Origin of the sequence: Kitasatospora sp. NPDC094016 (assembly GCF_040304045.1) — a bacterium.
In the GTDB taxonomy this organism is placed as follows: domain Bacteria; phylum Actinomycetota; class Actinomycetes; order Streptomycetales; family Streptomycetaceae; genus Kitasatospora.
The window spans coordinates 26,187-52,420 of the sequence record NZ_JBEOUK010000054.1 but is presented as its reverse complement, the minus strand read 5'-3'; the positions used below and the strand labels follow the sequence as shown (position 1 = coordinate 52,420).

The window sequence follows — 26,234 nt, the reverse complement described above, 5'->3', positions numbered from 1 at the left end:
GAGCTTCCTGGGCCCCTGCGGCTGCCGGTCCTCGCGGATCTCGAAGGTCATTGCACTCCCCAGCTGGGGTGTTGCAACGATCCCTAGAACTCAAGGTCCAGGTCACCGGGGCTCCGGCGTGCGGTGGCGCTGCGCGTTACGCGGGCACCGAGGCCACGCCGGGGGCGAGGAAGCGCTTGCCGTTCACCCGCTCCGAGACGCCCTCACGGTCCAGGTACGGGGTGATCCCGCCCAGGTGGAAGGGCCAGCCGGCGCCGGTGATCATGCAGAGGTCGATGTCCTGCGCCTCGGCGACGACACCCTCCTCCAGCATCAGGCCGATCTCCTGGGCCACGGCCTCCAGGGAGCGGTTCAGGACCTGCTCCTCGGTCAGCACGGTGTCGCCGAAGGACAGCAGCTCCAGCACCTCGGGGTCGAGGACCTGCTTGCCGTCCACCCAGGTGTAGAAGCCGCGCTTGCCGGCCTTGACCACCTTGCCGAGGTTCTCGGAGACGGCGAACCGCTCCGGGAACGCGCCGTGCAGGGTCTCCGAGACGTGCAGCGCGATGGCCGGGCCGACCAGCTCCAGCAGCACGATCGGGGACATCGGCAGGCCGAGCGGCTCGACGCCCTTCTCGACGGTGGCGATCGGAGTGCCCTCGTCGATGATGGTCTGGATCTCGCCCATGAAGCGGGTCAGGATCCGGTTCACCACGAACGCCGGGGCGTCCTTGACCAGCACCGAGGTCTTCTTCAGCTTCTTCGAGACGCCGAAGGCGGTGGCCAGCGAGGCGTCGTCGGTCTGCTCGCCGCGGACGATCTCCAGCAGCGGCAGGATCGCGACCGGGTTGAAGAAGTGGAAGCCGACGACCCGCTCGGGGTGCTTCAGCTTCGAGGCCATCTCGGTGACCGACAGCGAGGAGGTGTTGGTCGCCAGCACGCAGGTCGGCGAGACCACGTTCTCCAGGTCCGCGAAGACGGTCTGCTTGACGCCCATCTCCTCGAACACGGCCTCGATCACGAAGTCCGCGTCGCCGAAGGCGGCGGCCTTGTCGAGCGAGCCGCTGACCAGGCCCTTGAGCCGGTTGGCCTTGTCCTGGCCGATCCGGCCCTTGCCGAGCAGCTTGTCGATCTCGGCGTGGACGTAGCCGACGCCCTTGTCGACGCGCTCCTGGTCGATGTCGGTGAGGACCACCGGCACCTCCAGACGGCGGGCGAACAGCAGCGCCAGCTGCGAGGCCATCAGACCGGCGCCGACGACGCCGACCTTGTCGACCTGGCGGGCCAGCGACTTGTCCGGCGCGCCGACCGGGCGCTTGGCCCGGCGCTGCACCAGGTTGAAGGCGTAGATGCCGCTGCGCAGCTCGCCGCTCATGATGAGGTCGGCCAGGGCCGCGTCCTCGGCGTCGAAGCCCGCCTGGAGGTCGGAGTCCTTGACCTGCTGGATGATGTCCAGCGCCTTGTAGGCGGCCGGCGCGGCGCCGTGCACCTTGGCGTCGGCGACCAGGCGGCCCCAGGCGACGGCGTCGTCCCAGGCCTTGCCGCGGTCGATCTCCTCGCGCTCGACGACGACGTCGCCCTTGAGGACCTTGGCGGCCCACAGCAGCGACTGCTCCAGGAAGTCGGCCGGCTCGAAGATCGCGTCGGCGATCCCCAGCTCGAACACGTCCTTGCCCTTGAGCTGCTTGTTCTGGTTCATCGAGTTCTCGATGACGACCTTGATCGCCTTCGAGGGGCCGATCAGGTTCGGCAGCAGGGTGCAGCCGCCCCAGCCGGGGACGAGGCCCAGGAAGACCTCCGGCAGCGAGAACGCCGGGACGCCCGCGCTGACGGTGCGGTAGGTGGCGTGCAGGCCGACCTCGACGCCGCCGCCCATCGCCGCGCCGTTGTAGAAGGCGAAGGAGGGGACGGGCAGCGCGGCGATCCGCTTGAAGACCTCGTGGCCGCCCTTGCCGATGGCCAGCGCGTCCGCGTGCTCCTTGAGCAGCTCGACGCCCTTGAGGTCGGCGCCGACCGCGAAGATGAACGGCTTGCCGGTGACGGCGACGGCGACGACCTTGCCCTCGGCGGCCTCGGCCTCGACCTGGTCCAGCGCGGCGGACAGCTTCAGCAGCGAGCCCGGGCCGAAGGTGGTCGGCTTGGTGTGGTCGAAGCCGTTGTCCAGGGTGATCAGGGCCAGCTTGCCGGCCTGCAGCGGCAGGTCCAGGTGGCGCACGTGCGCGGTCGTGACGACCTCGCCGGGGAACAGCTCGGCGCCGTGCTGCAGCAGCTCAGTGGTGCTCGTCATGTTCACTTACCACCCTCGAGCTCGGACGACTTTTCCGCTCCGCTCCAGTGCGGGTTCTCCCAGATGACGGTCCCGCCCATGCCGAAGCCGATGCACATCGTGGTGAGGCCGTAGCGGACGTCCGGGCGCTGCTCGAAGCGGCGGGCCAGCTGGTTCATCAGGCGCACGCCGGAGGAGGCCAGCGGGTGGCCGAAGGCGATCGCGCCGCCGTACGGGTTGACCCGCTCGTCGTCGTCCGCGATGCCGTAGTGGTCCAGGAAGGACAGTACCTGGACGGCGAAGGCCTCGTTGACCTCGAAGGCCTGGATGTCGTCGATGGTCAGACCGGCCTTGGCCAGCGCCTTCTCGGTGGCCGGTACCGGGCCGATGCCCATGACCTCGGGCTCCACGCCCGCGAAGGCGTAGGAGACCAGGCGCATCTTGACCGGGAGGCCGAGCTCCTCGGCGACGTCCTCGGCGGCCAGCAGCGAGGCGGTGGCGCCGTCGTTGAGGCCGGCCGAGTTGCCCGCGGTGATGTTGCCGTGCGGGCGGAAGGGGGTCTTCAGTCCGGCCAGGCTCTCCATCGTGGTGCCCGGGCGCATCGGCTCGTCCACGGTGGCCAGGCCCCAGCCGGTCTCGCCGACCTCGGGGTTGGTGTTGCGGATCGAGATCGGCACCAGGTCGGGCTGGATGTCGCCGTTGGCGTACGCCTTGGCGGCCTTCTCCTGCGAGCGTACGGCGTAGGCGTCGCAGCGCTCCTTGGTCAGGTGCGGGAACCGGTCGTGCAGGTTCTCCGCCGTCATGCCCATGAACAGGGCGGACTCGTCGACCAGCTTCTCGGAGACGAAGCGCGGGTTCGGGTCGACGCCCTCGCCCATCGGGTGGCGGCCCATGTGCTCGACGCCGCCGGCCACGACGACGTCGTACGCGCCGAAGGCGATGCCGCCGGCGGTGGCGGTCACGGCCGTGAGCGCACCGGCGCACATGCGGTCGATCGAGTAGCCGGGGACGGACTTGGGCAGGCCGGACAGCAGGGCGGCGGTGCGCCCGATGGTCAGACCCTGGTCGCCGATCTGCGTGGTGGCCGCGATGGCGACCTCGTCGATGCGCTCGACGGGCAGGCTCGGGTTACGGCGCACGAGCTCCCGGATGCACTTGACGACCAGGTCGTCGGCGCGCGTCTCGTGGTAGATGCCCTTCGGGCCGGCCTTGCCGAACGGGGTGCGGACGCCATCGACGAAGACGACGTCCCTCACGGTACGAGGCACGGGGGCTCTCCTCCCAGGGACCAACATTTGAGGTGGGCGGGCTGCCGCCGGTGAAGACCCGAGCGGCGCCGCTTCACCGTCATGCTACCGGTCGGTAACCAACCTGCCCAGGCCTCACGGAGGGTTCACCCCGTGTGTCCCGCGACACGTCCGACCGGCGGAGGAGCCCGAATGCGCCGAAGGGGGCGCCGTCACAAGGACGGCACCCCCTCCGGACCCGCTCCAGGTCAGTCCTGGGCGGCCGCGGCCTCGGCGAACGCGGCGGCCACCACCGGCGCCACCAGGTCGACCTGCCACTGCCGGGCGCCGAGCCGGCGCAGCGCGGCGGCCACGCCGTCGGCGGCCGGATCGGCCGGCGGCTCCCAGGAGACCCGGCGCACCAGGTCCGGGGTGATCAGGTTCTCGGCCGGCAGGTTGTGCCGCTCGGCGAGGTCCGCGACGGCGGCGCGCGCCCCGGACAGCCGGGCGGCGGCCACCGGGTCCTTCTCGGCCCAGGCCCGCGGCGGCGGCGGCCCGTCGTGCGGCGCGGAGGCCGGCGGCAGCTGGTTCTCCGGGATCTCCCGGCCCCGCTGGACGGCCGCCAGCCACTGCTCCAGCTGGCGCCGGTGGACCCGCGGCCCGAAGCCCTGGACGCCCTGCAGCGCGGCGATGTTCAGCGGCATGGCCAGCGCGGCGTTGACGATCGCGGCGTCCGAGAGCACCCGGCCCGGCGAGACGTCGCGCTCCTGCGCCAGCCGGTCCCGGGCCAGCCACAGCTCGCGCACCACGGCCAGCTGGCGGCGCCGGCGGACCTTGTGCAGCTGCGAGGTGCGGCGCCACGGGTCGGTGCGCGGAGCCGGGCGCGGTGCGGCGGCGATCGCCGCGAACTCCTCCAGGGCCCAGCCGAGCTTGCCCTGGGCGTCCAGCTCCTGTTCGAGTGCGTCGCGCAGCTCGACCAGCACCTCGACGTCCAGAGCTGCGTAGCGCAGCCACGGCTCGGGCAGCGGGCGGGTGGACCAGTCGACCGCGGAGTGCTCCTTGGCCAGGCTCAGCCCGAGCACGCTCTCGGTCATCGGCCCGAGGCCGACCCGGGCGAAGCCGGCGATCCGCCCGGCCAGCTCGGTGTCGAACAGCTGCCGGGGTCTCATGCCGACCTCGGCCAGGCAGGGCAGGTCCTGGGTGGCCGCGTGCACCACCCATTCGGTGTCGGCGAGGGCGTCGCCCAGGCCGCTGAGGTCGGGGCAGGCGATCGGGTCGATCAGCGCGCTGCCGGCGCCCGCACGGCGCAGCTGAATGAGGTACGCGCGCTGGCCGTAGCGGTAGCCGGAGGCCCGCTCGGCGTCGACGGCGACCGGTCCGGTGCCCCCGGCGAAGGCGGCGACGGTGGCGGCCAGCGCCTGCTCGTCCGCCACGACGGGCGGGATCCCCTCCTTCGGTTCGAGGAGCGGGACCGGGGCTGCTTCTTCTGGGATGGCTGCTACGGCGTCGGTCACCCACCAAGGGTACGACGGTCCTCGCGGCCGGGAGTGTTGTCGGACTGGTCAGACCGGGTCCGTGACTATGCCACGGGGCCCGGTCGGCGGCCGAAGGGCACGGCCACGGCGGTCGAGGAGGAAACGTTCCTCCTCGACCGCCGTGGCGGGGCCGTCCGGGGACTCAGTGGATGATGCCGGTGCGCAGCGCGACCGCGACCATCCCGGCGCGGTCGCCGGTGCCCAGCTTGCGGGCGATCCGGGCGAGGTGGCTCTTGACGGTCAGCGCGGACAGGCCCATCGCCACCCCGATCGCCTTGTTCGACTGTCCTTCGGCGACCAGCCGCAGCACCTCGACCTCACGGCCCGACAGCTCGCGGTAGGCGGACTGCTGCGTGCCCGGCGCACCGGGCGCACCGGGGGCTCCATGGGTTCCGTGGGCGCCCGGCGCACCCACGGCGCCCGGCATGCCCGGCATGCCGGGGCGGCGCATCCGTCCGGCCAGCCCGGCGGCGCCGAGCGGCAGGCCCGGGCGGCCTGGCATCGCCACGTTGGTGCGGGTGCCCGTGACGACGTATCCCTTGACGCCGCCGGCCAGCGCGCTGCGGACGGCACCGATGTCGTCGGCGGCGGACAGGGCCAGGCCGTTGGGCCAGCCCGCGGCGCGGGTCTCGGCCAGGATGGTCAGGCCGGAGCCGTCCGGCAGGTGTACGTCGGCGACGCAGATGTCGCGCGGGGTGGAGACCCGGGGGCGGGCCTCGGCGATCGAGGACACTTCGATCACGTCCCGGACGCCGAGCGCCCACAGATGGCGGGTGACGGTGTTTCGGACGCGGGGATCGGCGATGACCACCATGGCGGTGGGCTTGGTCGGCCGGTAGGCGACCACGTTTGCGGGGTGCTCAAGAAGGACCGACACCAGGCCTCCTGCGGGGAGTGGCGGACGGAACCCCGAGGGGGCGGTCGGAGTGTTCCGCGTTCGGAAAGGGTCACAGTCTGCTTCGGCAGCTACCGTGCCCGGCTTTAGCGAAAGATCACGATCTAGTGAGTAACAATACGGACAAATCGCGCATATGAGTGATACGACCCGTCCCGAATTCGCACAAAATCGATCAGATCTGGTGCTAATCGGTCGGTTTCAACCGGTTAATTGACCCAGAGCGGGTTCGAAGTCACACTCCGTCAGCCCTGGGGGTGGCATCGGGCCGGCCGGGGCCGCCCGGCGCGGGGCGCCACTCCTCAGTGCGAACGAGGCCGCCGCCGCGCGGGCATCGGGACCACCCCACCGAGTGACGGCACATCGGCCGGCGCCTGCGGGGCCGGCGCGGCCGGCGGCAGGCCCGCGCTGATGCACAGCAGGTCCCCCCAGGCCGCCAGGTGCCGCTCGAACCGGCCGTCGGCCGGCGTCCAGGAGGCCCGGATCTCGATCTCGGTCGAGGACGGGCGGTCCGCCAGCCCGCCGAAGTACTGCGAGGCGCAGTGGCTCACCGTGCCGGACGGCTCCGCGTACCCGGCCCCGTGCGCCTGCAGCGAGTCCAGCAGCCAGGCCCAGCCGACCTCGGAGAGCATCGGGTCGCCGGCCATCTCCGGCTCCAGCTCCGCCCGGGTCATCGTCACCACCCGGAACTCCCCGTTCCAGGCCTCCTGCCCGGCCGGGTCGTACAGCAGCACCAGCCGGCCGTCCGCCAGCTCCTCGTCGTTCACCTCCACTGAGGCGGTCACCGCGAACGCGTACGGGGCCAGCCGGCGCGGGGCCGGCGCGGGGGAGAGCTGGATCTCGGGCCGCAGCCGGGCTCCGTCGAGGGCCTCCACGGCGGCCCGGAACTCGCTCGGAGCCCCCTCCCGACCTGTTCCGCCACCTGCTCCGCCACCCTGCGCGGGGTGCCCGCCGACCGCTGCCATGACCCGAAGACTAGGTCGAAAACCGCGGTTAAGGCCGCAACTTCCGTCCGAGCGGCGTGCCGGAACGGCAAACCCGGCCAGATCTTGGAGGAACCGACGAGACCGGCCGGGAGGAGCGCCCCGAGGCGCATGCGAAGATTTGGACCGTGAGCGAGACTACGGCAGACACCACGGCGGCCACCCCCGACGGCAGGCCCACCCCCGCGCGCCGCGGCGCCGCGTACGACTCCGCGTTCCTGCGCGCCTGCCGGCACGAGCCCGTGCCGCACACCCCGGTGTGGTTCATGCGCCAGGCCGGCCGCTCGCTGCCCGAGTACCTGAAGGTCCGCGAGGGCATCCCCATGCTGGAGTCCTGCATGCGGCCCGAGCTGGTCAAGGAGATCACCCTCCAGCCGGTCCGCCGGCACAAGGTGGACGCGGCGATCTTCTTCAGCGACATCGTGGTGCCGCTCAAGGCCGTCGGCATCGACGTCGAGATCAAGCCCAACGTCGGCCCGGTCATCGCCGACCCGATCCGCACCGCCGAGGACCTCAAGCGGCTGCGCCCGCTGGAGCCCGACGACGTCCCCTACATCACCGAGGCCGTCGGCCTGCTGGTGGACGAACTCGGCGAGACCCCGCTGATCGGCTTCGCCGGCGCCCCCTACACGCTGGCCAGCTACCTGGTCGAGGGCGGCCCGTCCAAGAACCACGAGCACACCAAGGCCATGATGTACGGGCAGCCCGAGCTGTGGGCCGCCCTGGTCGACCGGCTCGCCGACATCACCTCCACCTTCCTGAAGGTGCAGATCGAGGCCGGCGCCTCGGCCGTCCAGCTCTTCGACTCCTGGGTCGGCTCGCTCGCCCCCGACGACTACCGCCGCTCGGTCATGCCGTCCAGCACCAAGGTCTTCGACGCCGTCGCCTCCTACGGCGTGCCGCGGATCCACTTCGGCGTCGGCACCGGCGAACTCCTCGGCCTGATGGGCCAGGCCGGCGCGGACATCGTCGGCGTCGACTGGCGGGTGCCGCTGAACGTCGCGGCCGAGCGCGTCGGCCCCGGCAAGGGCCTCCAGGGCAACCTCGACCCGGCCGTGCTGTTCGCCCCCACCAAGGTCGTCGAGACCAAGGCCCGCGAGGTGCTGCACGCCGCCCAGGCCCTCGGCACCAGCGGCCACATCTTCAACCTCGGCCACGGCGTCCTGCCGTCCATGGACCCGGACGCCCTCTCCCGCCTCGTCGCCTTCGTCCACGAGGCCAGCGCCCGCTGACCCCGCGGCGTGCCCCCTCCCGACCGGGCGGGGGCACGCCTGTTTCAGTCGTCGCTCAGTCCTCCGCGGGCCCTTCCCGCGGGCCGGACTCCGGGGGCAGCGCGGCCGCCGGGCGGCGCCGGCGCCGCAACCGGTACACCAGCGCCGCCGGGACGCCCAGCACCAGCAGGAACGGCGCCACCGCCGCGAGCCCCACCGCCAGGGCGCGCACGATCGCCACCAGCACGTGCCAGCCGCCGCCGAGCGCGGAGCCGACGGACGCCCCGAAGCCCTCGCCGCCGCCCTTCGGCGGTCCCGGGGTGGGCGTCGGCGAGGCGTCCGCACGGCGCACGTCCAGCGTGACGGTCGAGAGCGAGGTCTTGCCGGCCAGCTCCTTCTGCTGCTTCTGCAGCGACTCCAGGTCGGCCTCCCGGCGGCTCAACTCGGCCTCCAACGTGGTCACCTCGCTCAGCGACTTCGCCTGCCCCATCAGCGCCCGCACCCGCTCCACGCTCGCCTGCTGGGTCTGCACCCGGCTCGCCACGTCCGCGACCTGCTGGGTCAGATCGTCCGCCTGGCTCCTGCGGGACACCACCTGGCCCAGCGCGGCCAGCTGGTCCAGCGTCTGCTGGTAGGCGGCGGAGGGGATCCTCAGCGTCAGCTGGCCGCCCGCCTCGCCCCCCGCCGCGCTTCCCGGCCCGCCCTCCACGGCGCCGGAGACCGACTCGGCGCCGACGTAGCCGCCCGCGGCCGCCGTCAACTCCCGGGCCTTCGCCAGCACCTGGGCGACGTCCCCGGTGCGCAGCGTCAACTGTGCCGTGTACGCGATCAGCCGGTTGTCCGCGACCGGCTGGGCGCTCGCCCCCGCCGGCGGCGCCGTCCCGGCGGCGCTCGGCGCGGCCGCCGGTGCCGCCGGGGCGACGGCGTCCGCCTTCGCCGCCTCCCCCGCCCGGCCCGCACCGCCGGCGCTGCACGCCCCGACCAGCAGCACGCCCGCGGTCGCTACCGCCAGCGCCCCCGCCCCTGCCCGTCTCCCCATTCCGAAGCCCTCCCCAAGTCCGCTGTGAGATCTCCCCATTGGACGAAGGAAAGCCCCGAGCGGACCCCGCCGGAAGGTCGCGACTCGATCACAGCTCGGCAGCGGACCGGACAACCTCGATGCCCGCCCGCCGCAGCAGCGCCGCCGTCACCCCGTCCCCGGGGCGCAGCTCCCCGGTGAACGTCCCGTCGTACACCCGCCCGCAGCCGCAGGACGGGCTGCGCGCCATCAGCACCGCCCGCCGCGCCCCCGCGGCCTCGGCCGCCGCCAACGCCGCCCGGGCCCCGGCCACGAACTCCGCCGTACAGTCCGCGCCCGTCGCGTCCACCACCCGGGCCCGCCCGTCCAGCACGTCCGCCCCGTCCCCGCCCACGATCTCCGCCGGAGCGCGCGGGGTCGGCAGCCCGCCCGCCCCCTCCGGGCACACCACCACCGCCCGCCCCGCCTCGACCAGCCCCACCACGTCCGGCGAGGTCTTCGCCCGCCCGTCGTACCGGCACGGCACCCCGGCCAGACACGCACTCACCACGATCGGTTCCATAGCACACAGCCTAGGCAGCGGCTCGCAGGGCCTCGGAACTCGCTATCTTGGGAGCATGAGCGAGCTGCCGGACTGGATGTACGCGCCCAGGGACGAGGGCTGGTTCGCCGATGACCTCGACCACCTGCCGCAGGCGCCGCGGCACACCGAACTGATCGATGGAGCACTGGTCTTCATGATGTCTCCGCAGCGCTGGTGGCACGGTGAAGTCGTCGACAACCTGAAGATGGCGCTGATTCCCCAGGTCCCGGAAGGGGTCAGGGTCGGGCGGGAGATGTCGATCAAGCTCGACAGGCGGAACCGTCCCGAGCCGGACGTTCTCGTCGTCAAGGCCAATTTCGAGAGAAAACGCACGCAGTTCACTCCTGATGAAGTCCTGCTCGTCATCGAGGTCGTCTCGCCAGAGTCCGTGGACCGTGACGGTTTCGTCAAGGTCCGCAAGTATGCCGAGGCCGGGATCCCGCACTACTGGATCGTCGAGGAGGAAGAGGGCGGTCGGCCAGCCGTACACGTCTACGAGCTGGACCAGGCGACCTCGGCGTACGTGCCCGCCGGGATCTTCCGGGAGTCGTTGGAGCGCCCGGTGCCGTTCCCGATCATGATCGACCTGAACGCGCTGGCGGATTGAGGGCCCGGTGTAAAGACCTGCGAGACTGCGAGGCATGTCGGATGCACAGGTCGTCGTCGTCGGTGGTGGGATCGCGGGGCTGGCTGCGGCCGCTTTTCTGAGCGGGGCCGCCGGGGGGCCGGTGCGGGCGCGGGTGACGCTGCTGGAGGCGTCGGAGCGGGTCGGCGGGAAGCTGCGGGGCGGCGAGGTCGGCGGGGTCCGGGTGGACCTGGGGGCCGAGTCGATGCTCGCGCGGCGGCCGGAGGCGGTGGAGCTGGCCCGGGCGGTCGGGCTGGGCGAGGAGTTGGAGCCGCCGACCACCGCGAAGGCCTCGATCTGGACGCGGGGCGCGCTGCGCCCGCTGCCGGGCGGGCAGGTGATGGGCGTCCCGGGCGATCTGGACGCGCTGGCGGCCTCCGGGGTGCTCACCGCCGAGGGGCTGGAGCGGGCCCGGCACGAGGGCGCCACCGAGGTCGGGGACGACGTGGCGATCGGCCGCTACGTCGCCGACCGGCTGGGCCAGGAGGTGGTGGACCGGCTGGTCGAGCCGCTGCTGGGCGGCGTCTACGCCGGGCGGGCCGAGGAGATCTCGCTGCGCGCCGCCGTGCCGCAGCTGCTGGCGATCGCGCGGGGTGGCGGCTCGCTGGTCGACGGGGTGCACGAGCTGGCCTCTCGGCCGAAGGTGGTCGGTACCCCGGTGTTCCAGGGCCTGCGCGGCGGGCTCGGCACCCTGCCGGAGGCCGTCGCGGCCGCCTGCCGGAAGGCGGGCGTGGACCTGCGCACCGGTACGGCGGTGGACGGGCTGCGCCGCACCCCCGAGGGCTGGCGGGTGGTGACCGGCGACGGCGAGGTGCTGCACGCGGACGCCGTGGTGCTGGCCGTCCCGGCACCGGCCGCGGCCCGGCTGCTGCGCGCGGACGCGCCGGCGGCGGCCGCCGAGCTGGACGCCGTCGAGTACGCGGGCATGGCGCTGGTGACCCTGGCGTTCCGCCGGGCCGACCTGGCGGAGCTGCCGACCGGCAGCGGGTTCCTGGTGCCGCCGGTGGACGGGCGGCGGATCAAGGCGTCGACCTTCTCCTCCAACAAGTGGGGCTGGCTGGAGCGTTCCGCCCCGGACGCGTTCCTGCTGCGCACCTCGCTGGGCCGCTACCGCGAGGAGGAGGCGCTGGAGCTGCCGGACGAGGAGCTGGTGGCCCGCTCGCTGGCGGACCTCGGGGAGGCGATCGGCCTCACCGCCCGGCCGTACGACACCGCCGTCTCGCGTTTCCGGGCGGGCCTGCCGCAGTACCCGGTGGGCCACCTGGACCGGGTGGCCCGGATCCGGGCGGCGGCCGCCGGGGTGGGAGGACTGGCGCTGTGCGGCGCCGCGTACGACGGGGTCGGCATTCCGGCCTGCATCGGCTCGGCGGCCGCCGCGGTGGCCGCCCTCGACAAACTGTTGACCCCGGCAACCGGGGAAGGTTCCACGGAGAGGACAATGGGCGCATGACTGAGACCGTTGAGCGGCAGCCGGAGCAGCAGCCCGAGAAGAAGAAGGCGCGCGACCTGAACCAGGTCATCCGCTACACCATGTGGTCGGTGTTCAAGCTCAAGGGCGCGCTGCCCGAGGACCGCACGGCGCTGGCCGCCGAGGTGGACGAGCTGTTCGCCCAGCTGGCCGCGAAGGACGTGACGGTGCGCGGCACGTACGACGTGTCCGGTCTGCGCGCGGACGCCGACCTCATGGTCTGGTGGCACGCCGAGGACTCGGACGACCTGCAGGAGGCGTACAACCGCTTCCGCCGCACCGGCCTGGGCCGCCAGCTGGAGCCGGTCTGGTCCAACATGGCGCTGCACCGCCCCGCCGAGTTCAACAAGTCGCACATCCCGGCGTTCCTCGCCGACGAGCGCGCGCGCGACTACGTCTGCGTCTACCCGTTCGTCCGCTCCTACGAGTGGTACCTGCTGCCGGACGCCGAGCGGCGCGCGATGCTCTCCGAGCACGGCCAGATGGCCCGCGGCTACCCGGACGTGCGGGCCAACACGGTGGCCTCGTTCGCGCTCGGCGACTACGAGTGGCTGCTCGCCTTCGAGGCGGACGAGCTGCACCGCATCGTCGACCTGATGCGCGACCTGCGCCCCTCCCGGGCCCGGCTGCACGTCCGCGAGGAGGTGCCGTTCTTCACCGGCCGCCGCAAGCCGCTCAGCGAGCTGCTCAACGGTCTGGCCTGAGTTCCGCGGGATCGGTGAACGGGGTCCGCTTCGGCGGGCCCCGTTTCGCGTGTCACGTCCGGTGGGGGCGCAGGGCGGCGCGCAGGCGGGGGTCGGGGAGGACGGCGGGGCCGTTCATGGCGACGGCGGTGAGCAGTTCGCGCTCCTCGTCGTCGGCGAGGCCGTGCTGGCGGGCCGGGCGGACCTCGCGCAGCACCTCCTGGCCGACCGGGGACGCCCAGCGGGTGTAGGGGTAGACGTCGACCCGGGCCATCAGCAGGGTGCCCGAGGTGAGCACCAGCGGCAGCGAGAACCAGGCGAGCGGGGCGACGGTGTCACCGCCGGTGAAGCCGGTGAGGGCCAGCGCGGCGGCCAGCAGGAGGAGCGTCAGCAGCAGTGCGTGCCGCACCTGCCGGACCACCAGGACGGTGCTGCGCTGGATCAGGGCCGGGGTGGCCAGGCCGGCCAGCGAGAGCCGGGCGCCGATCTCCAGGACGGTCGGGTGCTCGGCCATCGCCCGGCGCAGCCCGTCGGTGCGGCACTGGCCGTCGGAGCCGACGGTGATGATGACCGCGCGCTCCAGGCGGCTGCGGCCCCGGGGGTCGACCACCGTGGTCCAGCCGGTGTGCGCCAGGTGCAGCCGGCCCCGGCCGGCCATCAGGACGAGGGCGAGTTCGACCACCCGGTCCGGGCCGCCGGCCAGGTAGGCCGTCTCGTACAGCCCGATCCCGACGGCCTCGGGCGGGCGCAGGCCGTCCGCCTCGGCCAGGGCGTCGGCGGTGGCGGTCGTCCGGATGAGCCGGAGACACGAGAGGACCGCCGCGACGCACGCCGGTATCAGGAACAGCAACCACATGGGCTTGTTGTATGCCTGGGCCGACGGCGCGGGGAACGGCTTCCCGGACCGCGATACCGAACTGTGACGTCAGGAGCCGCAGCCGCCGCCACCGCAGCTCGACGAGGACGACCCGCAACCGGAGGAGGACGACCCGCAGCTCGACGAGGAGGAGCCGCAACTGCTGGAGCCGGAGCCGCAGCTGGAGGACGAGGATCCGCAGCTGCCGCTGCTTCCCCCGCAGCCGGAGGAACCGGAGTGGGAGGAGCCGCACCAGGCCGTGGAGCCCCCGCAGGAGGACCCGGACGAGCTGCACGAGCTGGGGGGAAAGCTGCTGGAGGAGCCCGTCGAGGAGGAGGCGGCGTAGGAGCTCGCGGCGGCCGACTTCATCGCCTCGTCCTGGGCGGCCGCAGCCAGCATCGCGGACTGCAGCTCGTCGTCCTCCAGCCCGGCGGCGGCCAGCCCGCCGAGCGCGAGGGCGCCCAGCAGCACGCCGCCGGTCATCTTCGGCGACAGGCCGGCGCTCGGCGTCCACGGCGTGCCGACCTTCATCAGGGAGAGTTGGCGCCGCCCGGCCGGGGTGATCCGGCCCTTGGTCGGCCAGGTGACGAGCAGGCTGAACGCGCCGAAGACCAGGAGCACCACCGGGATCCACGGCGCGGGGCGGTCGGAGCCGGCGCCGCCGTCGTCCAGCACGTGGGCGAGGACGGTCGAGACGGCGACGCCGAGCAGCGCGAGCCAGAGCAGCCGCCGGGCGGTGCGGGCCCGCCGCAGCCGCTCGGGGTGGCGCATCAGGCCGCGGTCGGCGAGCCGGTCGCCGATCTCCTGCACGGCGGCGGAGCGCATCACGGCTCGGCGCAGCGGCGCGAGTTCACGGCTGCGGCCCGGGCCGACGGCGTCCAGGACGGCCTGGTCGACGGCGTCGTACGGCTTGTGCCCGGTGAGGGTGACCAGGCCTGCACGGCTGATCACGGCCCGCTCGGAGAGGTGCATCCGGATCAGGGCGGTGTCGAAGACCCGGCCGGGGCCGCCGGACAGGAAGGCGGTGTCCATCAGCGGCAGGCCGCGGCCCGGCAGACCCTGGACGTGCGGGACGTGGCCGACCCGCTGCTTGGTGCGGGACGCGTACAGCGAGGCCGCCACCAGCAGGACGGCGGGGATGACGAAGTAGGTGTTGTGCCACATGGGCGGGTTCCCCCCGAAGGTGTGCGGTGAAGACGGGTGCCCAGCGCCTGCTCAGTGCCGCAGGGCTCAGTGCCGCAGGGCTCGGCGCAGGCGGGCGAACGCGCCGGGCGGCCGCTCGGCGGCCGGGTGGAGCCACTGCTCCAGGGACCGGCGGTTGTCGGCGGCGAGCGGGCCGCCGTCGGCGAGCGCCCAGGCGGCGAAGGCCCGGGCGTCGGCGCGGTAGCCGCCGGTCTGCGGGTGCCGGCGGGCGTAGTCGAGGAACAGCGGCCCGTACGGCCGGCCGAGCAGGCGGGGCAGTTCGGGGGCCACCTTGGCGACGGTGTCCCGCCGTTTGGCGGCCAGGCCGGTGGACTGGGCGCGGACCTGGTCCGGGTCGAAGCCGGGCGGGACGGGCCCGCCGGCCACCAGGGCGGCGAGCAGGTCCTCCTGGCGCCGCGCCAGCCGGGCGCGGGTGCCGCTCGGGCAGGCGCCCGCCGCGGTCTCCCGGGGTTCGGCGCGGGGGGCCGGTGGGGCCGTCCGCGGGGTGCTCCCCTCCAGCACCCGGCGGATGGCGTCCAGTTCGCCGGCCAGCTCGCTGGGCGGCGGGAAGTCGGCGTCCCGTTCCAGCAGGACGCCGGGTGGTGCGACCCGTGCGCAGAGTTCGGCCAGGACCTCCAGCACCGGTTCGGTGACGGGATGGGCGTGGGTGTCGTGCCAGACGCCGTCGACCAGGCTGCCGCCGGCGACGTGGACGTAGGCGAGCGCCTCCAGCGGCAGGCGGTCCAGTTCGGCGGCCGGGTCGATGCCGAGGTTGACCCGGTTGGTGTGCAGGTTGGCGACGTCGATCAGCAGCCGGACGCCGGTCCGCTCGACCAGTTCGGCGAGGAACTGCCCCTCGGTCAGCTCGTCGTCGGGCCAGGCCAGCTGGGCGGCGATGTTCTCCAGGGCGAGCGGCACCGGGAGCTGGTCCTGGGCGATCCGGACGTTCTCGGTGATCACCCGCAGCGAGTCCCGGGTGCGGGGGACGGGCAGCAGGTGGCCGGCCTCCAGGCCGCCGGCCCGGACGAACGCCAGGTGCTCGGTGACCAGCGGGGAGCCGAGGGCGAGCGCCGCCTCGGCGAGCTTGGCGAGCCGGGCGGGGTCGGGCAGGTCGGCGCCGCCGAGGCCGAGCGCGACGCCGTGCGGGATGACGGTGACGCCGCGGGCGCGCAGGACCGTCAGGGACTCGGGCAGGTGGTCGGCGCAGATGTTCTCGGCGACCACCTCGACCCAGTCCAGGCCGGGTTGGCGCTCGACGACGGTGTCGATCTCGCTGCGCCAGCCGAGGCCGACGCCGAGGCGGGGTGCGCCGTCCCGCGCCGGGGTGGCGGAGCCGGGCAGGTCCAGGGCAGGGGAGGTCATCGGTTCGCCCCCTTTCGGAGGGCCGGGTGGGGAGGCCGCCCGGTGGTGCGGGCTTCGTCGCCAGGACCGCGCGGCCGTGTTGCTGAGGATGTCCCCGGGTGGGGCGGCTGCCAAGCCCCGCCCGGTCTTCTCAGAGCATTATTTGAGCTTGCCGCTGCGGGGGTGAGGGACTTTGGTCCCGAGCCGGTGCCGTTGCCGCAGGTGAGGCGCATCGGCGAGGGGGAAATCCGAAGGCGCCGGACGGGCAACGGAGCTAGCGTGGGAACCCATGACTTCTTTGACGATCCGTGACTTCCGCCCCGCCGACGCCGAGGCCGTGGCCGCCGCCCACCGGGCCGGGCGCGAGCACCTGGTGATGACCGCAGAGGCCCTGCTCTGGCTGAACGGCCGGCAGAGCCCGGGCGAGCACTTCCGCACCTTCGTCGCCGAGCTGGACGGCCGGGTGGTCGGCGCGGTGCGCTGTGCGGTGGTGCTCGGCACGACGACCACCGGCGTCGGGTACGCCAACGGCAGCGTGCTGCCGCGGTTCCGGCGGCGGGGCGCGGCCACCGCCCTGCTGGCCGCGGCCGAACGGCACCTGGCCGGGCACGGGGTGAGCGAGCTGCACAGCTGGTTGGACGACGAGCCCGCCTCGCTGGCCTTCGCCGCCGCCCGGGGTTACGAGCTCGGGCGCGCGGCGCAGTTCGGCGGACGTGACTTGGCGCTGCCGCTGCCGCCGGCGCCCGTACGGCCGGCCGGCGTCGAGCTGCGCCCGGCCACCGACTGGGCGGCCGACCCGCGCCCGCTGTTCCTGGTCGACGCGGACGCCGCCCGGGACGAGCCCGGCGAGGTGCCGATGGACGCCCTGGAGTACGAGGACTGGCTGCGGGGCGACTGGGCCCGGCCGGACCTGGACCGGGCGCTGACCGTCGTCGCCGTGGTGGACGGCGAACCGGCCGCGTTCAGCATGGCGCAGACCGACGGGGTGGACCGCTACTGGTCCGCGTTCACCGCCTGCCGCCGGGAGTTCCGCGGGCGCGGGCTGAGCAAGCTGGCCAAGCTGGAGTCGCTGCGCCTGGCGGCCGCGGCGGGCTACCGGCGCGCGTACACCTCGAACGACGAGACCAATGCGCCGATGCTCGCGATCAACGCGTGGCTGGGGTACGAGCGGTGCGCGGGGGAACGCAAGGGGATCAAGCGCCTGAAGTGACGCCGGGTGCGGCAATCCTGACGGTCGGAATTGCCGCGAGGGGGGTATTTCCGGCCACGGAGGGGACTTAACCAGGGCACACAGTTCGTGGTCGAGTCTTTCTCCGTGGGGATGATATGGAGATCCTGCTCCAGGTGTTCATCGCATCGGTTCCGGCCGTGATCGGCTTCCTCGCGGCCCGCTCCCTCGCCCGGACCAGACTGTTCCTGCGCTACGGCTTCCTGCGGGCGCTGCTGGCCCCGTACAGCCGGGTGCAGATCATCACGCCGAGCATCGAGGTCGCGGAGTTCGCCTTCACCACGGACGGCTGCCAGCTGACCAGCCGCGGGCCGAAGAACGTGTTGTTCATGCCGATGGCCGAGGCCAGGGCGATAGCGGGGCTCACCGATCTGCTGCGGAAGGTCAACCGGAAGGCGACGATCGAGCTGGTGGTGGCCGGCGCGCAGGATCCGCGGATGCCGACGTTCTCGATCGGGGGCCCGAGCGTCAACTCCTATTCCGGCGGGGTGCTGGACGCGGTGTTCCCGGATTTCGCCATCGAGTACCCGGACGAGGCCCGTGCCCGGTGGGGCGGAATGACCTTCGAGGCGCTGTACAACCCCGCCGGGGAGCTGATCCGCGACCACGGCTTCATCTTCGTGACCCGCACGCCCCGGCAGGCGCCCTGCGTCGTGCTCTGCGGGGTGTTCGCCTTCGGCTCCGCGATGGCGGTGGAGGCGTTGACCGCGGCGAGCCGCAACTCCCCGCTGGCGGCGCTGTTCCGCTCGGGGGAGAAAGGATTCGTCGCGGTGGAGGGGCGGGTGATAGGCCTGGACACCGTCGACGTCACGGTCGAGGTCTGCCGCACCCTGCCCGCGCCCCGGTCCGACGTCCCGTCGGGATTCCGGGGCGAGGTGTCCACGGGTCGTCCCGACGGTTGAGACGATTGGTCTCGACCAGGAGGGGCGAAACCGGACAGCTCGGGAGAGTCTGGGGCAGTAACTCCTCGCGGCCGTACAGGTTTTGCCCCGCTCCTGACACGCTTTGGGCATAATCGCGCACATGACGATCAACCGTGCGAACGTGAGCGCGATTGCCGAGGACCTGTACGTGTGGCTCCCCCCGAAGCGGGGCTGGGGCCTGGCCAACTGCGGACTGCTGGCCTCGGCGAAGACCGCGCTCTGGATCGACACCCCCTACGACCCCACCCTGGCCGGGGAGTTCCTCGCCGCCAGCCGCCGCCTGCTGCCGGCCGGGGTCGAGGTCGACCGGGTGATCGTCACCCACGCCAACGGCGACCACCTGTGGGGCGCCGGAGTCGTCCCGGACGCCGAGGTGATCTCCACCCGCGAGGCGCTGGAGCACATCCACTACGAACCCACCCCGCAGCAGCAGCACGCCCTCGTCGTCAACGGCGACCCGGACTCCCCGCTCGGCGGCTACCTCAGGGAGCACTTCGGACGGTTCGACTGGTCCGACACCGACCCCGTGCACCCGGACACCGTCTTCACCGGCGAGCTCGAACTGCGGGTGGGGGAGTACCCGGTGCAGGTGACCGGCCTGCCCGCCGCCCACACCGGCGGCGACCTGATCGTCCACCTCCCGTACCAGCGCGCCGTCTTCACCGGCGACGTGATCTTCGGCTCGACCCCCGAGTACCCCGGCGACCACCCGGTGCACTGGGCCGGCCCGCTGGAGAACGTGATCACCGCCTGCGAGCGGATCCTGGCCACCGGCGCCGAGATCTTCGTCCCCGGCCACGGCCCCGTGCTCGACCGCGACGGCGTCCGCCACCACATCGCCTACCTGACGTACGTCCGGGAGCGCGCGCACGCCCTGCACACCGCCGGGATCCCCGCGCTGGACGCCGCCCGGCGGGTGATAGCCGAGCAGCGCCACCCCGAACTCGGCCTGCCCGAGCGGCTGGTGCTCACCGTCGCCGCCGAGTACCGGCACCTGGACGGCACCGAGGTGCCGAACGTCCTGGAGGCCATGGGCCAGGTCGCCCAGGTGGCCCGCGAACTGGCCGAGGACGCCGCCCGCAGCCCGCGCCCGCGCGCCGCCGCCCGGGGCTGACCGCCACCGGCCCCGGCAGCAGCCGACCAGCCGGACCCCCAGAGGACTCCGAGGACTTCGATGACGCAGATCGCGCTGATCGCCCTGGCGCTGGTCGCCGCCGCGACGGCGGGCGTGCTCGCCCGCGGCCGGGCCCGGGCCCTCACCCGGGCGGTCGCCGCCGAGACCGCCCGCGGCCACGGCGAGGAACGCGCCCGCGCCGCCGAAGGCCGGCTGGCCCGCGCCGAGCAGCAACTGCGCGACGCGCAGGAGGCCGCCCGGCGCGCCACCGAGGAGACCCACCACGCCGAGAGCCGCTACCGGGCCGCCGAGGAGCGCACCCGGGAGGCCGAGAGCCGCGCCCGCGCCGCCGAGGACGTCACCCGGGAGACCGACCAGCGGGCCGCCGCCGCGAGCACCCGGGCCGCGGCGGCCGAACAGCGGCTCACCGCCGCCGAGGAGCGCACCGCCGCCGTGCTCGCCGAGATCGGCCACCTCGCCCAGGAACGGGTCGCCGCCACCGCCGTCCGGCTCAGCCACGCCAACGCCCCGCTGGTCGGCCCGCTGGACGGGAAGGCCATCGGCCCCGAGGCCGTCCGGGCGCTGCAGTCCGTCCTGGACGCCGCCTCCGCCGCCCTCACGGACGAGCGCGAACGCGTCGACGCCGCCGCCCGCGCCGCCATGCGCGGCGCCACCTCCCGGATCCAGACCCTGCTCTACCAGATCCAGAGCCTGGTCCAGCAGCTCCAGCACGACAACGACGATCCCCGGCTGCTGGAGGTCGACTTCCGCAACGAGGTCGCGCTGCGCCGGATCCAGACCGTCGCCGTGCTCTGCGAAGCCTGGCCCGGCCTGGCCCGCACCGACTCGCCGCTCGCCGAAGTGGTGGTCGGCGCGCTCTCCCGGGTGCCCGGCTACGCCCGGATCAAGGTCGCCAACCATCTGCGCGAGCAGCGGCTCGCCGTGGTCGCCCGGGCCGCCGAGCCGCTGGCCATCACCGTCGCCGAACTCCTCGCCAACGCCTCCGCCTACTCGCACCCGGAGACCGACATCCCGGTCACCGTCCAGCAGGGCGGCCGCGGCGCGCTGGTGATCATCGACGACAGCGGCATCGGCATGGACGATGACCAGCTGCGCCGGGCCCGCCGACTGCTGGCCGGCCCGCCCGACGTCCTGCTCACCGAACTCGGCAACCCGCCCAAGACCGGCTTCGCGGTGATCGGCAAACTGGCCCGCCAGTACGGCTTCTCCTGCCACATCGAGCCCTCGCCGTACGGCGGGATGCGCACCATCCTGCGCATCCCGGCCGCGCTGGTGACCGTCGTCGACGACGAGCAGCCGCTGTCGGTGCTCACCCCGCTGCCGCTGCGGGCCGGCGCGGGCCCGGCCCCCGCGCCCACCGTCCAGGCCGTCCCGCCGATGCGGGACGCCGACGAGGACGACGGGCCGCCCCCGCTCGCCGACCGGCACAACCAGCCGGGCCCGCACCCCGCGCCCGTCATCCACGCGGTGCCCGACGCGCCGCCCGGCCCCGCCGACCCGGTCGACGACGGCACCGGCCTGCCCAGCAGGCGACGCCGCCGGCCGGTCACCGCCGACGGCCCCGGCGCACCCGAGCCCGCCGCCCGGCCGTCCGCCGCACCGGCCGAGCCGCCCGCCCGGGCCCCCGAGCGGACGCCCGAGCGCGCCGCCGCCCACTGGCAGGCGCTCCAGGAGGGCACCGACTCCGGCCGCGCCGCCGTGGCGCAGGCCGCCCGCGAGACCGGCGCGACGGGCGGGACCAGCACGACCGCTGAGACCGGCACGACCGGCGGCACCGGCCCGACCGCGGCCGCCCGCGACGCCGCTGCCCGCACCACCGTCCGCCTGACCGCCCCGACCCCCGAAGGAGCCGAGCAGTGACCAGCACGCCCAGCCCGACCACCACCGACGAGATCTCGTGGGTGCTGACCCCGCTGCTGGAGCTGCCGGGGGTGCTGCACGCGGTCATCGCCACCGGTGACGGCCTCGTCGAGGGAGCCTCGGACGGGCTCGACCGCGCCTCCGCCGAGCGGGTCGCCGCGATGACCGCCACCGTGCACGCCGCCGCCCGAGCGTTCACCAGCGCCTTCACCGACACCGAACGGCCCCGGCTGGCCCAGACCGTCGTCGAGTCCGACCTCGGCTACGCCGTCGTCGTCCCGGCCGGGGAGAACACCTCGCTCGCCGTGTTCACCTCCCCGGAGGCCCAACTCGGCAACGTGGCCTACCAGATGCAGGTACAGGTCGCCGCCCTGGGCCGTGCCCTCGCGAGTCCGACCCGGCAGCAGGACACCACCGTCCGATCATGACCGCCGTACCCCGCAGGCGGATGGTGCCCGCCTACCTGGCCACCGGCGGACGCAGCCGCCCCGGCACCGCCGGCTTCGACCGGCTCACCGTGCTGTTCGCGGACCGCGTCGAACCGCCCCGTGAGCTGGAACCCGAACACCAGCGGCTCTGGGAACTGCTGCGCCCCGGCGCGCTGACCGTGGTGGAGGCCGCCGCGCACCTGCGCCTGCCGGTCAGCGCCACCGTCTTCCTCGCGGCCGACCTGGTCGAGGCGGGCTGCCTGCGCGCCCGCGCGCCGATCCCGCGCGCCCAGCAGACCGACCGCTCCATCGTCGAGAGGCTCCTCGTTGGACTCCGTGCGCTCCGGTAGCCCGGCCGACCGGCCGAGCCGGGTGGGCTACCTGCCCGACCGGGACCAGACGCTGATGAAGCTGGTGGTGGCCGGCCCGTTCGGGGTCGGCAAGACGACGCTCATCCGCACCCTCTCCGAGATCGCCACCCTGCACACCGAGGAGGCGATGACCGAGACCGGACGGCCGGTGGACGACCTGGCCGGCCTGCCCGAGAAGGCCACCACCACGGTCGCCGTCGACTTCGGCCGGCTGACCCTGCCCGGCAACCTCGTGCTCTACATGTTCGGCACCCCCGGCCAGCGCCGCTTCTTCCCGCTCTGGCAGGACATCGCCCGCGGCGCCCTCGGCGCGCTGGTGCTCGCCGACACCCGCCGGCTCGCCGACTCCTTCGAGATCATGGACATGGTCGAGGAGCAGGGCCTGCCCTACGCCGTCGCCGTCAACTGCTTCCCGGACGCGCCGGTCCACTCGATCGAGGTGCTGCGCGCCCACCTGGACCTGCACCCCACCACCCCGCTGCTGCTCTGCGACGCCCGCGAGCGCGGGGCCAGCCTGGACGCGCTGATCGCGCTGGCCGAGCACGTTCTCGACGGCCTGCCCACCGCCCCCGCGGACGCCGCCGAACCCGCCGTTCCGGCGGACGGCACCGAACCCGCCGCTCCGGCAGCGACCGTCCCTGCCGCCCCTGCCGCCCCTGCCGCCTCCGCCGCCGAGGAGCGCCCGTGACCACCGACACCCGCCCGACCCCGATCTACGGCCCGGTCTTCGCCGCCGACCCGCAGCTGGTCTACGACCGGCTGCGCCGCTACGGCGCGGTCGCCCCGGTGGAGATCGCGCCCGGCGTCGAGGCCCTGCTGGTCACCGACTACCAGGCCGCCCTGGACCTGCTGCGCGACACCGACACCTTCTCCAAGGACTCCCGTGCCTGGCAGCGCACCGTGGCCCCCGACAACCCGCTGCTGCCGGTGCTCGGCTACCGCCCGACCGCCCTGTTCAGCGACGGCGAGGTGCACGCCCGCTACCGCGCGGTGATCACCGACGGCCTCGCCCTGCTCGAACCGCACCGGCTCCAGCGCCGGGTCGCCGAGGTCGCCCACCAACTGGTCGACCGCTTCGAGGCGGCCGGCACCGCCGACCTGATCGCCGAGTACGCCCGCCAGCTGCCGGCCTTCGTCCTCACCACCTGGTTCGGCGTGCCCGAGGAGCACAGCGCCCGGCTGGTCGCGGGGATCGCCGGGATGATCGAGTCCACCGAGAAGGCCGTCGTCGCGTACGGGGACCTCGTCGCGGTGGTCACCGCCATGGTCGCCGAGCGGCGCGAGCGGCCCCGGCACGACCTCACCTCCTGGTTCGTCACCCACCCGGCCGGGCTGGAGGACGACGAGGTGATCCGGCAGATCACCCTCACCATGATCGCCGGACACGAGCCGACCACCAACCTGATCGGCAACGCCCTGCTGCGCCTGCTCACCGACGCCCGCTACGCCGGCTCCCTCATCGGCGGCGCGATGACCGCCTACCAGGCGATCGACGAGGTGCTCTGGCACGAGCCGCCCCTGGCCAACCTCTCCGCCCACTACCCGCGCTACGACATCACCTTCCACGGCCGGGAGATCCCGGCCGGCACCCTGGTGCTGGTCTCCTACGCGGCCGCCAACTCGCAGGCCGCGCCGCCCACCGACGGCACCGAGCTGCGCAGCGGCGAGAGCGCCCACCTGGCCTGGGCGGCCGGCCCGCACGGCTGCCCGGCCCGCGACCCGGCGCTGCTGATCGCGATCACCGCGATCGAGCAGCTGACCAGCCGGCTCAGCGACCTGGAACTGGCCATGCCGGCCGATGACCTGCTCTGGCGCCCCGGCCCGTTCCACCGGGCCCTGGTCCACCTCCCGGTCCGCTTCGCCCCGACGGCCTGAGCCCCGGTGGCCCGAACCCTGCTGGCCTGGGCCCCGACGGCCTGAGCCCCGGCGGCCCGGCACGCGCGAGGGCCCGGGTGTCCGTCCGTACGGAGACCCGGGCCCTCGCGGTGCGACCGGCCGACGCTACCCGGCCGGCTTCAGCGTCAGCGAGACGCTGTTGATGCAGTACCGCTGGTCGGTCGGCGTGCCGTAGCCCTCGCCCTCGAAGACGTGGCCCAGGTGCCCGCCGCAGCGGGCGCACCGCACCTCGACCCGGCGCATGCCGAGCGTGGTGTCCTCGATGTACTGGACCCGGTCCCCGGCCAGCGGCGCGTAGTACGACGGCCAGCCGCAGTGGCTGTCGAACTTGGTCTCGGAGCTGAACAGCTCCGCGCCGCAGGCCCGGCAGCCGTAGACGCCGACGGTCTTGGTGTCGGTGTACTCACCGGTGAACGGGCGCTCGGTGCCGGCCTCGCGGAGCACGTGGTACTCCTCGGGGCTCAGCTCGTCCCGCCACTCGGCCTCGGTCTTCTCGATCTCGTAGCTCATCACGGCTCCCGGTCGGGGTACGTCAGACGTTGGAGGCAACGTTCGAGAGGTGCTGCACGCTTCCCCGGATCTCGTCCAGGATGGAGGGGCCCAGGTTGGTGACGTCGCCGGCGCCCATGGTGAGCAGCAGGTCGCCGGGGCGGGCCAGGCCGGCCAGCACGGCGGGGGCGGCGGCGAAGGAGTGCTCGGCGGTGACGTCGGCGCCGGCCCGGTGGGCGGCGTCGATGATCAGCTCGCTGGTCACGCCGGGGATCGGGTCCTCGCGGGCCGGGTAGATGTCCAGCACCACCGAGGCGTCGGCCAGCGCCAGGGCCTGGCCCATCTCCTCGGCGAGCTGCTGGGTGCGGCTGAACAGGTGCGGCTGGAAGACCACCAGCACCCGGCCCTCGCCCTCCAGGCCCTCCCGGATCGCCTCCAGGTCGGCGGTCATCTCGGTGGGGTGGTGGGCGTAGGAGTCGATCACCTGGACGCCGCCGGCCTCGCCCTTGAGCTGGAGGCGGCGCCGCACGCCGGTGTAGGCGCCGAGGGCCTTGGCCAGGTCGGCGGCCGGGACGCCCAGCGCGACGCCGGCGGCCAGCGCGGCGACCGCGTTGTGCGCGTAGTGCCGGCCGGGCACCGAGACGGTGAAGGACAGCTCGGCGCCGTCCAGCTCGACGGTGACCTCGCTGGTCATGCCGCGGGCGACCACCGAGCGGACCCGGACGTCGGCGTCCTCGGCGGCGCCGACGGTCACCACGGTGAGGCCCTCGCGGCCGGCCACCCGGGCGGTCAGCTCGCGGGCGCCGTCGTGGTCGGCGGAGACCACCAGGGTGCCGCCGGGGGTGATCCGGCCGACGAAGGTCTCGAAGGACTCGTAGATCTCCTCGATCGAGGCGTAGTTGGCGTGGTGGTCCAGCTCCACGTTGAGCACGATCGCCACCTCGGGCGCGTACTTGTGGAAGCTGCGGTCGCTCTCGTCGGCCTCGGCGACGAAGATCTCGCCGGCGCCGTGGTGGGCGTTGGAGCCGGGCGTGTCGAGGTCGCCGCCGATCGCGTAGGACGGGTCCAGGCCCAGTTCGCCGAGGGCGACGGCGAGCATGCTGGTGGTGGTGGTCTTGCCGTGGGTGCCGGCCACCGCCAGCGCCCGGCGGCCGCCCATCAGAGCGGCCAGCGCGTCGGAGCGGTGCACCACCGGGATGCCGCGCTCGTGGGCGGCGACCAGCTCCGGGTTGTCGGCGCGGATCGCGCTGGAGACCACCACGCTGCTGGTGCCGTCCGGCACGTGCTCGGCGGCGTGGCCGACGTGCACGGTCGCGCCGAGGGCGCGCAGCGCGAGGACGGTCTCGGACTCCTTGGAGTCGCTGCCGGAGACGCTGGCGCCGCGCACCGCGAGGATCTTCGCCAGGCCGGACATCCCGGCGCCGCCGATGCCGATGAAGTGCGGGGCGTGCAGGTCGTGCGCGGCGTCGTTCAAGGCGGGGCTCCGTAGGGCGGGGGCGGAATGGTCGGGCGGACGGGATGGCGAATCGTCCTCGCGGGCGGACCGCAAGGACGATTCTGCACCACCGGCCGGGATCCCTAGGAGTCGCTGGCGAACAGCCGCAGCACCGGGACCCCCACCTTGTGCCGGGCCTGGGAGGCCCAGTCGCGGTGGAAGAACTCCTCCACGAAGTGCGGGGAGGTGAGCACCACCACCTCGTCCGCGCGGTGCTCCTCGACCGCCGCCCGCAGCCGGTCCAGGGGCTTCTCCTCGACCAGCTCGCCGACCGCCTCGGCCCCGGCGGCGCGCAGGTGGCGCAGGCTGTGTTCGAGCGACTCGGAGGCCACCGTCGGCCCGGACTCGGACTCGTCGTGCTCGTGCACCACCTTGTCGAGGTGGCCGAGCGCCACGTCGTCCAGCGCCCGCAGCAGCTCGTCCTGCTTGCCGCGCGGCTGCATCAGGACGACGAAGGAGACCTTCTCGTCGCTGTGGAGCGTGGTGACGAGTTCCACGTCCGCGTCGGAGAGAGCCTTTTCGATCATCAGTACCGTCTTGAACACGTGAGTCCCTTCC

At 73.8% G+C, this 26,234-nt stretch carries 25 protein-coding genes; 12 read left to right on the top strand and 13 right to left on the bottom strand.

Translation table 11 applies throughout. The annotated features are described in order from the left end of the window. Positions 1 to 136 precede the first annotated feature (136 nt). The 5 genes from ABT015_RS33300 to ABT015_RS33280 all read right to left on the bottom strand — a co-directional run bounded on the left by ABT015_RS33300 (position 137) and on the right by ABT015_RS33280 (position 6,866). Positions 137 to 2,266 carry a 3-hydroxyacyl-CoA dehydrogenase NAD-binding domain-containing protein gene (locus ABT015_RS33300; RefSeq protein WP_350885863.1) on the bottom strand — a complete coding sequence of 710 codons (2,130 nt, stop codon included), beginning with the start codon at positions 2,264 to 2,266 and terminating at the stop codon, positions 137 to 139. Between the two features lie 2 nt (positions 2,267 to 2,268). Beyond that, a complete protein-coding gene (locus ABT015_RS33295; RefSeq protein WP_350885861.1) occupies positions 2,269 to 3,513 on the bottom strand; it encodes a thiolase family protein in 1,245 nt (414 codons plus the stop codon). Between the two features lie 227 nt (positions 3,514 to 3,740). Continuing rightward, entirely contained in the window at positions 3,741 to 4,985 is a 1,245-nt protein-coding gene (locus ABT015_RS33290) for a ribonuclease D (protein ID WP_350885859.1), read from the bottom strand. Between the two features lie 163 nt (positions 4,986 to 5,148). Continuing rightward, positions 5,149 to 5,883, bottom strand: coding sequence for a response regulator transcription factor (locus ABT015_RS33285; RefSeq protein WP_063349472.1), 735 nt, complete (start codon positions 5,881 to 5,883; stop codon positions 5,149 to 5,151). Positions 5,884 to 6,203: 320 nt separating this feature from the next. Then, positions 6,204 to 6,866 (bottom strand): DUF3000 domain-containing protein, encoded by a 663-nt coding sequence (locus ABT015_RS33280; RefSeq protein WP_350885856.1) that lies wholly within the window; start codon positions 6,864 to 6,866, stop codon positions 6,204 to 6,206. 146 nt (positions 6,867 to 7,012) lie between these two features. Here ABT015_RS33280 and hemE point away from each other — a divergent pair, with 146 nt between their 5' ends. Then, positions 7,013 to 8,116, top strand: a complete 1,104-nt coding sequence (gene hemE / locus ABT015_RS33275; protein WP_502897460.1) for a uroporphyrinogen decarboxylase — start codon at positions 7,013 to 7,015, stop codon at positions 8,114 to 8,116. A 55-nt stretch (positions 8,117 to 8,171) separates the two neighbouring features. Here hemE and ABT015_RS33270 read toward each other — a convergent pair whose 3' ends face one another. Then, entirely contained in the window at positions 8,172 to 9,134 is a 963-nt protein-coding gene (locus ABT015_RS33270; RefSeq protein WP_350885854.1) for a DUF4349 domain-containing protein, read from the bottom strand. Between the two features lie 88 nt (positions 9,135 to 9,222). Next, positions 9,223 to 9,675 carry a 2-thiouracil desulfurase family protein gene (locus ABT015_RS33265; RefSeq protein WP_350885852.1) on the bottom strand — a complete coding sequence of 151 codons (453 nt, stop codon included), beginning with the start codon at positions 9,673 to 9,675 and terminating at the stop codon, positions 9,223 to 9,225. 55 nt (positions 9,676 to 9,730) lie between these two features. Between ABT015_RS33265 and ABT015_RS33260 the strand changes: the two genes are divergently transcribed. The 3 genes from ABT015_RS33260 to hemQ are packed head-to-tail and all read left to right on the top strand — an operon-like array spanning position 9,731 to position 12,493. Continuing rightward, entirely contained in the window at positions 9,731 to 10,303 is a 573-nt protein-coding gene (locus tag ABT015_RS33260; protein WP_350885850.1) for a Uma2 family endonuclease, read from the top strand. 34 nt (positions 10,304 to 10,337) lie between these two features. Continuing rightward, a complete protein-coding gene (hemG, locus tag ABT015_RS33255) occupies positions 10,338 to 11,771 on the top strand; it encodes a protoporphyrinogen oxidase (RefSeq protein WP_350885848.1) in 1,434 nt (477 codons plus the stop codon). Next, positions 11,768 to 12,493 carry a hydrogen peroxide-dependent heme synthase gene (gene hemQ / locus ABT015_RS33250; protein ID WP_350885846.1) on the top strand — a complete coding sequence of 242 codons (726 nt, stop codon included), beginning with the start codon at positions 11,768 to 11,770 and terminating at the stop codon, positions 12,491 to 12,493. Before hemG ends, hemQ begins: the two co-directional genes overlap by 4 nt. Before the next feature lie 52 nt (positions 12,494 to 12,545). On the opposite strand, the gene ABT015_RS33245 is transcribed toward hemQ, so the two are convergent. From ABT015_RS33245 to ABT015_RS33235, 3 genes are all read right to left on the bottom strand, one after another. After that, positions 12,546 to 13,328, bottom strand: coding sequence for a TIGR04222 domain-containing membrane protein (locus ABT015_RS33245; RefSeq protein WP_350885844.1), 783 nt, complete (start codon positions 13,326 to 13,328; stop codon positions 12,546 to 12,548). Positions 13,329 to 13,397: 69 nt separating this feature from the next. Continuing rightward, positions 13,398 to 14,492 (bottom strand): TIGR04222 domain-containing membrane protein, encoded by a 1,095-nt coding sequence (locus ABT015_RS33240; protein ID WP_350885842.1) that lies wholly within the window; start codon positions 14,490 to 14,492, stop codon positions 13,398 to 13,400. A gap of 66 nt (positions 14,493 to 14,558) precedes the next feature. Then, positions 14,559 to 15,872: an MbnB/TglH/ChrH family RiPP precursor modification enzyme gene (locus ABT015_RS33235; protein WP_350885840.1), complete on the bottom strand. Its 1,314-nt coding sequence runs from the start codon at positions 15,870 to 15,872 to the stop codon at positions 14,559 to 14,561. A gap of 268 nt (positions 15,873 to 16,140) precedes the next feature. On the opposite strand from ABT015_RS33235, the gene ABT015_RS33230 reads away from it, so the two are divergent. The 8 genes from ABT015_RS33230 (at position 16,141) to ABT015_RS33195 (ending at position 23,671) form a co-directional block, all read left to right on the top strand. Beyond that, positions 16,141 to 17,061: a GNAT family N-acetyltransferase gene (locus ABT015_RS33230; protein ID WP_350885838.1), complete on the top strand. Its 921-nt coding sequence runs from the start codon at positions 16,141 to 16,143 to the stop codon at positions 17,059 to 17,061. Between the two features lie 116 nt (positions 17,062 to 17,177). Beyond that, positions 17,178 to 17,981: a hypothetical protein gene (locus tag ABT015_RS33225; RefSeq protein ID WP_350885836.1), complete on the top strand. Its 804-nt coding sequence runs from the start codon at positions 17,178 to 17,180 to the stop codon at positions 17,979 to 17,981. Positions 17,982 to 18,102: 121 nt separating this feature from the next. After that, a complete protein-coding gene (locus tag ABT015_RS33220; protein ID WP_350885834.1) occupies positions 18,103 to 19,116 on the top strand; it encodes an MBL fold metallo-hydrolase in 1,014 nt (337 codons plus the stop codon). Between the two features lie 60 nt (positions 19,117 to 19,176). Then, a complete protein-coding gene (locus ABT015_RS33215) occupies positions 19,177 to 20,997 on the top strand; it encodes an ATP-binding protein (protein ID WP_350885832.1) in 1,821 nt (606 codons plus the stop codon). Next, positions 20,994 to 21,425 (top strand): roadblock/LC7 domain-containing protein, encoded by a 432-nt coding sequence (locus ABT015_RS33210; RefSeq protein WP_063349487.1) that lies wholly within the window; start codon positions 20,994 to 20,996, stop codon positions 21,423 to 21,425. Before ABT015_RS33215 ends, ABT015_RS33210 begins: the two co-directional genes overlap by 4 nt. Then, entirely contained in the window at positions 21,422 to 21,775 is a 354-nt protein-coding gene (locus ABT015_RS33205) for a DUF742 domain-containing protein (protein ID WP_350885830.1), read from the top strand. Before ABT015_RS33210 ends, ABT015_RS33205 begins: the two co-directional genes overlap by 4 nt. A gap of 55 nt (positions 21,776 to 21,830) precedes the next feature. Then, positions 21,831 to 22,484 (top strand): GTP-binding protein, encoded by a 654-nt coding sequence (locus tag ABT015_RS33200; protein WP_350885871.1) that lies wholly within the window; start codon positions 21,831 to 21,833, stop codon positions 22,482 to 22,484. Then, positions 22,481 to 23,671: a cytochrome P450 gene (locus ABT015_RS33195; protein WP_350885828.1), complete on the top strand. Its 1,191-nt coding sequence runs from the start codon at positions 22,481 to 22,483 to the stop codon at positions 23,669 to 23,671. Before ABT015_RS33200 ends, ABT015_RS33195 begins: the two co-directional genes overlap by 4 nt. A 126-nt stretch (positions 23,672 to 23,797) precedes the next feature. Here ABT015_RS33195 and msrB read toward each other — a convergent pair whose 3' ends face one another. The 3 genes from msrB to ABT015_RS33180 all read right to left on the bottom strand — a co-directional run bounded on the left by msrB (position 23,798) and on the right by ABT015_RS33180 (position 26,221). Beyond that, positions 23,798 to 24,202: a peptide-methionine (R)-S-oxide reductase MsrB gene (gene msrB / locus ABT015_RS33190; RefSeq protein ID WP_350885826.1), complete on the bottom strand. Its 405-nt coding sequence runs from the start codon at positions 24,200 to 24,202 to the stop codon at positions 23,798 to 23,800. A gap of 22 nt (positions 24,203 to 24,224) precedes the next feature. Beyond that, positions 24,225 to 25,655: a UDP-N-acetylmuramate--L-alanine ligase gene (murC, locus tag ABT015_RS33185; RefSeq protein ID WP_350885824.1), complete on the bottom strand. Its 1,431-nt coding sequence runs from the start codon at positions 25,653 to 25,655 to the stop codon at positions 24,225 to 24,227. Positions 25,656 to 25,759: 104 nt separating this feature from the next. Next, positions 25,760 to 26,221, bottom strand: a complete 462-nt coding sequence (locus ABT015_RS33180; protein ID WP_350885822.1) for an indole-3-glycerol phosphate synthase — start codon at positions 26,219 to 26,221, stop codon at positions 25,760 to 25,762. Positions 26,222 to 26,234 lie beyond the last annotated feature (13 nt).